Here is an 8,719-nt window from a genome sequence, read left to right on the forward strand (position 1 = left end):
TGAAGAAAAATGGTAGAAGTAAAACTCCTAAAGGACCCCAATGAATAAGCACCTTAAACAACTGATCGACCTTTCAATTGTAGACAAAGAGATCGATGCGTTTGAGCCACAGATTGAAGAAGCTAACTATAAATATGAAGCAGCATTAGCAAAAACTAAAAGTATCGAAAGCGATATTGAAAATTTAACAAACGAAATTAAAGAAGAAGAACTTAAAAAGTCAAAAAATGAACTTCATCTAAGTGAACTTTCTAACAAACTTGAAGAAAATGCAAAAAAATCTGCTGAAGTAAAAACTGAGCGTGAGATGAAATCACTTCAACTTGAAGAAGAGATTGCAAAAGAACAAATCACATTCGCAAATGAAGAGATTGAGCGTTTAGAAAAAATCATTGCTTTAAAACATGAACAAATCGATACATCTAAAGCAAATCTTGATGAATTAAATGCTTCTTTAGAAAGTGTAAAGTCTGAAGTAGATGAAAAACTTGAAAAAATCAATGCTGATCGCCAAGAAGTATTCAAGAAAAAAGAGCAACTTCTTTCAGAGATCAATCAAAAAGGTTTAGCGTTCTATCAAAAAATTCGTCGTTGGGCAAAAAATACAACAGTTGTTCCTGTTGAAGACCAAGCGTGTATGGGTTGTCACATGGTAATCGGTGATAAAGTTTACTCTGATGTAATTCGTGGAGAAGATATTACTACATGTCCTCATTGTGGTCGTATCCTTTACGTGAAAGCTAGCGAAGAGTAGGCTTTGCCTTTCACTCTTCTTTACTACGTTTTAGGTGTAGTGCTCTATATTGTAGCACTACCGCTTCTTGTAATTTTATCTTTTAAATACAAGTATAAAGAATCTATTCCGGCTCGTTTTTTTCTTTTTAAAAACCCTCGTTTTAAAACTTTTAACACTATCTGGTTTCATGTATGTTCTCTCGGTGAAGCAAGAGCTTTAAAACCTATTTTAAAAGAGTTAAATCAAAAAGTGTGTATTACAACAATTACACATACGGGTCAAGTTGAAGCAAAAAAATATGATGCAGAGGTACGTTACCTGCCTTATGAGAACTTTTTACCGTTTTGGATTAGAAAACAGAAACTGCTTGTAGTATTGGAAGCTGAGTTTTGGTACCTGTTATTTGTAGTAGCTTTTAACAAGGGTGCCAAGATAATTTTACTCAATGGAAGAATTTCCGATAAAAGTGTAAAAAGCTATCTGCAGTTTGCATGGTTTTACAAAAAGATGCTTTCACGTGTTGAGATTATTTATGCACAAAGTGAAGTGGATAAAAACAGATTTTTGGCTCTTGGAGCTAAAAATATTGAAGTGATAGGAAATATCAAACTTGCAGGTGAGATCTCGCATACAAAAGAGTTTATAAAACCTAAATGTGAAGTTATTGTTGCAGGTAGTACACATCCAACGGAAGAGGAGAATGTACTTAAAGCATTTATAGAGTATAAAAAAACAAACGATGCAAAACTGATTATTGTTCCTCGTCATCCTGAAAGATTTGAAGAAGTTTATAAACTGATTCAACAATATGCAGAGAAAAACTCTTTAACGGCACAGAAATTTTCTGAGCAGGACAACTTCGACTCAGATATAATATTAGTCGATAAGATGGGTGAGCTTAATAATATTTATGCGATCAGCGATATTGCGATACTCGGTGGAGCATTCAAGGAAGATGTAGGTGGGCACAATCCGCTTGAACCAGCTCACTTTGGATGTAAAATAATTACAGGGAAACATTTCTTCCACCAAAAAGAGTTGTTTAAATATGTACATCATGTACAATATGTAGAGAGTGAAGAGATACTTCATGCACTAGAGATGGTAAAAGAACTTCCATCTTCAAGAGTCGATGAGAAAATTGACTTGCAAAAAGTTATAGAGAAAATAAAGGAAATACAAAATAATGGCAACTGAAAAAGCATATAAACTTTTAGCACAACAAGAGGGAGTTTCAAATTCTCAGGCAAAATCGATGATCGACCGCGGTCTGGTATATGTAGGGAATAAGAAAGTGATGATTGCCCGTGGTGATATAGATGTAAAGACAATTTTTCGTGTGCAAAAAGTTGAAAAGCCAGTAATTCTTTTTGAAAATGATGATCTTGTTGTTGTTGACAAACCTGCGTTTGTAAATTCAGATGAGATAGAGAGACAATTTAAAGGTGCTAGACTACTTCACAGACTTGATCGTGAAACAAGTGGTGTATTAATGCTTGTAAAAAATGAGGAATTCCGTGAAAAAGCGGTCAAAGAGTTTGCTAAAGATAATGTATATAAAGAGTATATTGCATGGTTGGAAGGGATTCTAACTGAGCCTACAATTGTAGATAAACCGATTGTTACTCAAAAGAAGAATAATAAAGCATACTCAAATGTTTCTCCAAAAGGAAAACCTGCAAAATCAGAGTTTTATCCTGAAGAGGTAAGTGCAAAAAAGACAAAAGCAAAAATAATTATTCATCACGGAAGAACTCACCAGATTCGTGTTCATGCAAGATATATTGAGCATCCGATTATCGGTGATGAGCAATACGGCGGACGCCGTGCAAAAAGGGTGATGCTTCACGCTCATAAGGTAAAGCTTCTTGGTATGGAGTTTACATCACCTGAGCCAAAAATATTTAAGACGTTTGAATAGTCTATATATAGGCATAGACCTCGCTTGGGGAGAAAAAAACTTCTCAGGCTTTTGTGTGACACAACAAGAGGGAAACAAATTAAAGATTTTAGAGCTTAAACTGCTCAAATCGATTGATGAAATAGTTCAAGAGATTACAAAGTACGAAGATTATAAAGTTCATATAGGTGTGGATGCTCCTTTAGTCGTTCCTAATGAAACAGGTAACCGGGAGATCGAAAAAGATTTCAATAAAGACTTTGCAAAATATAAAATTTCGATGCTTCCCGCCAATAAAAAACTACTTACAAAATATTCCCCAAAGATCAGAAGCATAGAATTATTTGATAAACTTTCTCAGCTTGGCTTTCAAAGAGATTTTAAACATAATAAAGTGATCTTTGAAGTCTATACACACTCCACAATTGCAATGTGTTTTAATAACCATAAAATCCTTCCCTATAAAAGAAAAAAAGGCAGAGATAGCGATTTTATAAAACAACAACTTGGAATTTATAAAAAATATCTTCTACAGGTTTTTAAAAAACACAAGATATTAGAGACAGAACTGGACTCACTGAAAGGGCAGAAGTTAAAAGATCACGAAGATATTTTAGATTCACTTACCTGTGCATATTGTATGTGGTATTGCAGGGAGAATGACTTTGCGTATTATCAGGTAGAAGGAGTAAACACTTTTATAACTCCTGTAAGTAAGTGGAAAGTATATATAGTCAAATGTAGTGACGATACTCTCTATACTGGAATTACCACAGACTTGGAAAAAAGAGTTGATGAGCATAATCATTCTACCAAAGGTGCAAAATATACAAAAGTAAGACGCCCTGTTGAACTCGTATACTATGAAAATCGTACTGACAGAGTCGATGCAAGTAAAAGAGAATATGAGATAAAACAGATGAACCGTCAAGAAAAATTGGAGCTAATCAATGTTTAAAATATTTGTCGACGGAGATGCATTTCCAAATTTACTCAAGCCCATACTGTTAAAACAGATCGAACGTTTGCATATTACAACAATAGTGGTCTCAAATAAAAAGATTAACATTGGAAAATCAGAATTTGTAGAGTATCTGATCGTAGATGCAGGTGCAGATGAAGCTGACAATAAAATAGTAGAGATGTTGCAAGAAGGTGATTTGGTAATTACTGCCGATATTCCACTTGCAGATAGAACTATATCCAATAATGCGCATGCGATAGATCATAGAGGTGAACTCTATAGCGTCGATAATATTAAACAGTATCTTGCTATGAGAAATTTAATGGAGAAAATTCGTGAGAGCGGAGAGATAACAAAAGGTCCAAAACCTTTTTCTGTCAAAGATGCAGAGCTGTTTGCCAACCAGATTAACGCTTTTTTATCGAAATATGTAAAACAATGAATAACTTAAAATATCTGGGACATTATCCCCTAACTGTACAACAACAAGTACAAAAGTTAATAGAGGCAAATAAACTAGAGAGCTATTTGACAAATAAATATCCAATACCGCACAACTATAAAAATGACAAAGCGCTGTTTTTGTATGTACAAGATATTAAAAATGAGTTTATGAAAAAGACATCTCCACTAAGTAAAGCAGTATATGATGGAAAAATAAATGTTATTCATAATGCTTTAGGAACACATCATTTTGTTTCCCGTGTGCAAGGTTCAAAACTAAAAGCAAAAAATGAGATACGGATCGCATCTTTATTTAAAAGTGTACCTGAAGAATTTTTGCAGATGATAATTGTACATGAACTCGCACATTTTAAAGAAAAAGAACATAATAAGGCTTTTTATAAACTGTGTGAACACATGTTTGCTCAGTATCATCAGACAGAGTTCGATCTGCGACTCTATCTGACACATATGGATATGTCGGGTAAAATAGCTGTTTGGAGCTAATAATACTTAAATCCGAGAATATTTTAATAAAGCAAAGCACAAGCACGACTTTGTTATAATCGCGAAAAATTTAGTCTAACCAAGAGGTAGTGTATGTTTGGTACTTTAACAGATAGTTTTACAAATGCGATCAAAAAGATCCGTTTTCATGATGATGAAAAAGCTTTAACAAAAGCGTTAAATGAGCTTAAAAAATCTCTATTAAAAGCGGATGTAAATCATAAAGTTGTAAAAGAACTTATTTCAAGTGTTGAGTATAAAACAAAAGAGAAAGGGATTGGAAAAGACCAATTCTTAGAAGCACTTCGTGAGACATTAACTGATCTACTTGAAGTTGGTGGTAATAAAGGTTTTGTATTTGCACCAAATCCTCCAACTGTAATTTTAATGACAGGTTTGCAAGGATCTGGTAAGACAACAACTACCGGTAAACTTGCAAACTATCTTAAAAATAAAAAGAAAAAAGTACTTATCGTTGCAGCCGACCTACAGCGTTTGGCAGCGGTTGAACAACTTCGTCAAATTACTGCTCAAATTGAAGTAGAATTGTATGAAGATGAAGCTACTAAAAATCCTGTAGAAGTTGTAAAGTCTGCACTTGAATATGCAAACTCTAAAATTTATGATGTAGTTTTAATAGATACGGCAGGACGTCTGGCAATTGATGACGAGCTTATGGAAGAGCTTGAAAACGTTAAAAAAGTAGCTTCACCTGATGAGATTTTTTATGTAGCAGATTCTTTAACTGGTCAAGATGCAGTAAGAACAGCAACTACATTTAAAGAAAAAATTGGAATTGATGGTGTTATCCTTTCAAAATATGACGGTGATTCTAAAGGTGGTGTAGCACTTGGTCTTTCATCTCAGGTTGAAGTGCCATTAAGATTCATCGGTCTCGGTGAGAAGATGGAAGATTTAGAAGTTTTCCTGCCTGAGCGTATTGTTAACCGTTTAATGGGTCTTGGAGATATCGAAGGACTTGCGGAAAAAACTGCAAATGTAATCGATGAGAAAAAAGCAAAACATTTAACAAAGAAAATCCAAAAAGGGAAATTTAACTTCAACGACTTCATCGAACAGATGGAAGCGATGAAAAAAATGGGTTCAATGAGTTCTATCATGGGTATGATTCCTGGTATGGGTGGAATGAGTAAAGCGATCAAAGATTTTGACTTTGATAACTCTTCAGAACTTAAAAACATTAGAGCAATGGTTAGTTCAATGACTCTAAAAGAGAGAGAAGACCCGGATCTATTAAACAACTCAAGAAAAGAGAGAATTGCAAAAGGGTGTGGTTTAACTGTTGTAGAAGTAAACCGTATGATCAAACAATTTAAAAATGCCGGAAAAATGGCGAAAAAATTCTCAGGCAAAAACGGTATGAAACAACTTCAATCACTTATGGGACAAATGGGTGGTCCTGGTGGAATGGGTGGTTTTGGCGGTATGCCTAGATAACTTAATATAGTGGGATTTGCTATTTGAAAAAAAATTCGATATAATTCCACTTGAAAAAAATCTTTTTAAACAATACCTCTGTGATAAAAAGATTTGTAACCTATTTACTGGTTAAATGTGTACATCCAACTATAGAGATGCTTAAGAGGGAAGACTTTTATTTCTTTAATGATTTATTTAAAGAACCTACAATATACTCTTCCTTATTAAACAATCACTTTATACTTGCACAGATTTAACCAGTAATTAGGTAAAAACAAAACATAGGAACATAAATGACAGTAATTAGACTTACTCGTATGGGAAGAAAGAAAAGACCATTTTACCGTATCGCGGTAACTGACAGCCGTAAACGTAGAGATGGTGGTTGGATCGAGTTAATTGGACACTACAATCCAATGAACGAAGAGAAAACTCTAGTAGTTGATAACGAAAGATTAGATTACTGGTTAAGCGTTGGTGCTAAAATGAGTGATCGCGTTAAAAAGATTACTGGTAGATAATCATGATAACTGATTTTGTCGCACAATTTGCAAAACTTTTAGCTTCATATCCTGAAGATGTAAAAGTGGAAATGGTTGAAGGCGACGAAGTGACAGAGATAGTTCTCTATGCTAACCAAGCTGATATCGGTAAACTTATTGGTAAAAGCGGTAAGATGATAGGTGCTATTAAAACTGTTATCTCTGGCTGTAAAGCTAAAGATGGTGTGAGTTACAGAATAAATGTCGAACCAATTGAATAAATTACTTCACATTGCCACTCTTGGCAAAACTGTCGGTATTAAAGGGGATATGAAACTTCATATTCAGTCTGATTTTCCGGAGCAGTTTGTAGATGGGGCAAGTTTTTTAATCAATAAAAACGACAAAGTTGTTCTTAGTGATGTGGATTTAGAAAGAGGGATTGTAAAAGTTAATAACATTAACAACCCTGAGGATGCTAAAAAGTTTACAAACGCAAAACTTTATACAACTTATGAAGAGACAAGAAAAAATTGTCATCTTGAAGATGGTGAATACTTTTTCTTTGATTTAGAAGATTGTGAAGTTTATGAAGATGGAAAGCTTTTAGGTAAAGTTCACGAAGTTGAACGTCTAAATATTACAAACTATTTAGTAATTGACACAAATGAGTCATTGGTAAAAGAGGGACATCCAAAAAGGTTTTTAATTCCTTTTATTGAACCGTTCAAAAAAGATGTAGATATAGATAACAAAAAAATCACTGTCAGTGGTGCTATTGATATCTTAGAAGCTTCGTAATGACTTTTACTTTTGTAACCCTGTTCTCAAATGTGATAGAGGGTTATTTTAGTGACTCGATTTTAAAAAGAGCGATCGAAAAAGGACTTTTAGATATTAAGTATCTAAATCCAAGAGATTACTCAAATAATAAACATCATAAAGTAGATGACACTACAGTAGGTGGTGGGGCAGGGATGGTTATGAATCCTCAGCCACTGTACGACTGTTTAAGTGATTTACAAAAAAATGATGAAGATGTTCATATTGTTTTTTTAACTCCGGTTGCTAAACCTTTTACGCAGAATGATGCGAAGAGGTTAGCAAAAAAATCTCATGTAGCGTTTGTGAGTGGACGCTATGAGGGGATTGACGAGAGGGTGATTGAGAAATACGCCGATGAAGTTTTTAGTATTGGTGATTACATTTTAACTGGAGGTGAACTAGCCTCTTTAGTTATATGTGATGCGACTGCTAGAAATGTGGATGGTGTACTGGGGAATAGTGAATCTCTTGAAGTGGAAAGCTTTGAGACGGAATTACTTGAAGCTCCATCTTTCTCAAAGCCGCAAACGTATGAAGGTGTAAGTGTTCCATCAGAATACTTAAAGGGAAATCATAGTAAAATTCGCTCACTAAAATTTGCCTTGTCTGAAGCGAAAACAAAATTTTTCAGACCAGGACAGCTGTTAAAGCATAAAACAAGGAAATCTTATGAGAAATAAGTACATTGAAAACTTTGAAAAAGCGCAAATCGCTGACAAAAATATTCCAGATTTTCGTGCTGGTGATACTGTTCGTTTAGCAGTAACTATTAAAGAGGGAGACAAAACTCGTGTTCAAGCATACGAAGGTGTATGTATTGCAAGACGTGGTCAAGGAACTGGTGAAACTATCACTGTTCGTAAAATTGGTGCAAATGGTGTAGGTATTGAGAGAATTTTCCCAATCTATACTGATTCTATCAATGAAATTAAAGTTATTCGTCGTGGTCGTGTTCGCCGTGCGAAACTTTTCTACTTACGTAACCTTGCTGGTAAAGCAGCACGTATTAAAGAGCTTAGAAGAAAATAATTCTTCTAACTCAACCATCTACAATTTAATTACCTTATATATTTCAACTCCATATACAAAATCAATCTTAATAAAATTCTCAAATTAATTTTTTAAACATTCTTTTATCATTTTAGTACTAAAATCAAAACTTCCCACTACTAAAAATAGATGGAAAATTATCTATTATAGAAGACTCTTATATATAGTTAAAAATACCTTTTTACAGAAAAGAAAAATCTTTTTTCAAAAAGATGTTTTTTTAAGAATATTATAAGAATTATTTCTCTATAATTCCCGTCCACAAACGATGAGAGGCCAACGAAAGAGGGTCAGAATCTTCTAGAGTTTAGAAGAGGAAATCAAGTTTGAGATCATTGAAAACTAAGCAAGCGAGAGCTTGAGATAATAAC

The 8,719-nt window shown here is 34.0% G+C and carries 12 protein-coding genes; all 12 read left to right on the top strand.

Features of this window, described 5'->3' with window-relative positions:
* The first annotated feature begins 40 nt into the window (after positions 1–40).
* The 12 genes from P6N22_RS05945 to rplS all read left to right on the top strand — a co-directional run bounded on the left by P6N22_RS05945 (position 41) and on the right by rplS (position 8,327).
* Positions 41–754, top strand: coding sequence for a C4-type zinc ribbon domain-containing protein (locus tag P6N22_RS05945; RefSeq protein WP_280331105.1), 714 nt, complete (start codon positions 41–43; stop codon positions 752–754).
* Between the two features lie 3 nt (positions 755–757).
* A complete protein-coding gene (waaA, locus tag P6N22_RS05950) occupies positions 758–1,933 on the top strand; it encodes a lipid IV(A) 3-deoxy-D-manno-octulosonic acid transferase (RefSeq protein ID WP_280331108.1) in 1,176 nt (391 codons plus the stop codon).
* Positions 1,923–2,657 (top strand): RNA pseudouridine synthase, encoded by a 735-nt coding sequence (locus P6N22_RS05955; RefSeq protein ID WP_280331110.1) that lies wholly within the window; start codon positions 1,923–1,925, stop codon positions 2,655–2,657. The genes waaA and P6N22_RS05955 overlap by 11 nt, the downstream gene beginning before the upstream one ends.
* Positions 2,650–3,594: a DUF429 domain-containing protein gene (locus tag P6N22_RS05960; RefSeq protein WP_348542136.1), complete on the top strand. Its 945-nt coding sequence runs from the start codon at positions 2,650–2,652 to the stop codon at positions 3,592–3,594. Before P6N22_RS05955 ends, P6N22_RS05960 begins: the two co-directional genes overlap by 8 nt.
* A complete protein-coding gene (locus P6N22_RS05970; protein ID WP_280331112.1) occupies positions 3,587–4,042 on the top strand; it encodes a YaiI/YqxD family protein in 456 nt (151 codons plus the stop codon). The genes P6N22_RS05960 and P6N22_RS05970 overlap by 8 nt, the downstream gene beginning before the upstream one ends.
* Positions 4,039–4,551, top strand: a complete 513-nt coding sequence (locus P6N22_RS05975) for a M48 family metallopeptidase (RefSeq protein WP_280331113.1) — start codon at positions 4,039–4,041, stop codon at positions 4,549–4,551. Before P6N22_RS05970 ends, P6N22_RS05975 begins: the two co-directional genes overlap by 4 nt.
* Positions 4,552–4,644: 93 nt before the next feature.
* A complete protein-coding gene (ffh, locus tag P6N22_RS05980; RefSeq protein WP_280331114.1) occupies positions 4,645–6,009 on the top strand; it encodes a signal recognition particle protein in 1,365 nt (454 codons plus the stop codon).
* Between the two features lie 275 nt (positions 6,010–6,284).
* Complete coding sequence (gene rpsP, locus P6N22_RS05985; protein WP_193113209.1) at positions 6,285–6,512, top strand: 30S ribosomal protein S16; 228 nt, start codon at positions 6,285–6,287, stop codon at positions 6,510–6,512.
* A 2-nt stretch (positions 6,513–6,514) separates the two neighbouring features.
* Positions 6,515–6,754 carry a KH domain-containing protein gene (locus tag P6N22_RS05990; protein ID WP_280331115.1) on the top strand — a complete coding sequence of 80 codons (240 nt, stop codon included), beginning with the start codon at positions 6,515–6,517 and terminating at the stop codon, positions 6,752–6,754.
* Positions 6,747–7,274, top strand: a complete 528-nt coding sequence (gene rimM / locus P6N22_RS05995) for a ribosome maturation factor RimM (protein WP_280331117.1) — start codon at positions 6,747–6,749, stop codon at positions 7,272–7,274. The genes P6N22_RS05990 and rimM overlap by 8 nt, the downstream gene beginning before the upstream one ends.
* Positions 7,274–7,978 carry a tRNA (guanosine(37)-N1)-methyltransferase TrmD gene (gene trmD / locus P6N22_RS06000; RefSeq protein ID WP_280331119.1) on the top strand — a complete coding sequence of 235 codons (705 nt, stop codon included), beginning with the start codon at positions 7,274–7,276 and terminating at the stop codon, positions 7,976–7,978. The genes rimM and trmD overlap by 1 nt, the downstream gene beginning before the upstream one ends.
* Positions 7,968–8,327: a 50S ribosomal protein L19 gene (gene rplS, locus P6N22_RS06005; protein WP_280331120.1), complete on the top strand. Its 360-nt coding sequence runs from the start codon at positions 7,968–7,970 to the stop codon at positions 8,325–8,327. Before trmD ends, rplS begins: the two co-directional genes overlap by 11 nt.
* Positions 8,328–8,719: the final 392 nt, after the last annotated feature.

The organism is Sulfurimonas sp. C5 (genome assembly GCF_029872055.1).
Taxonomy (GTDB): domain Bacteria; phylum Campylobacterota; class Campylobacteria; order Campylobacterales; family Sulfurimonadaceae; genus Sulfurimonas.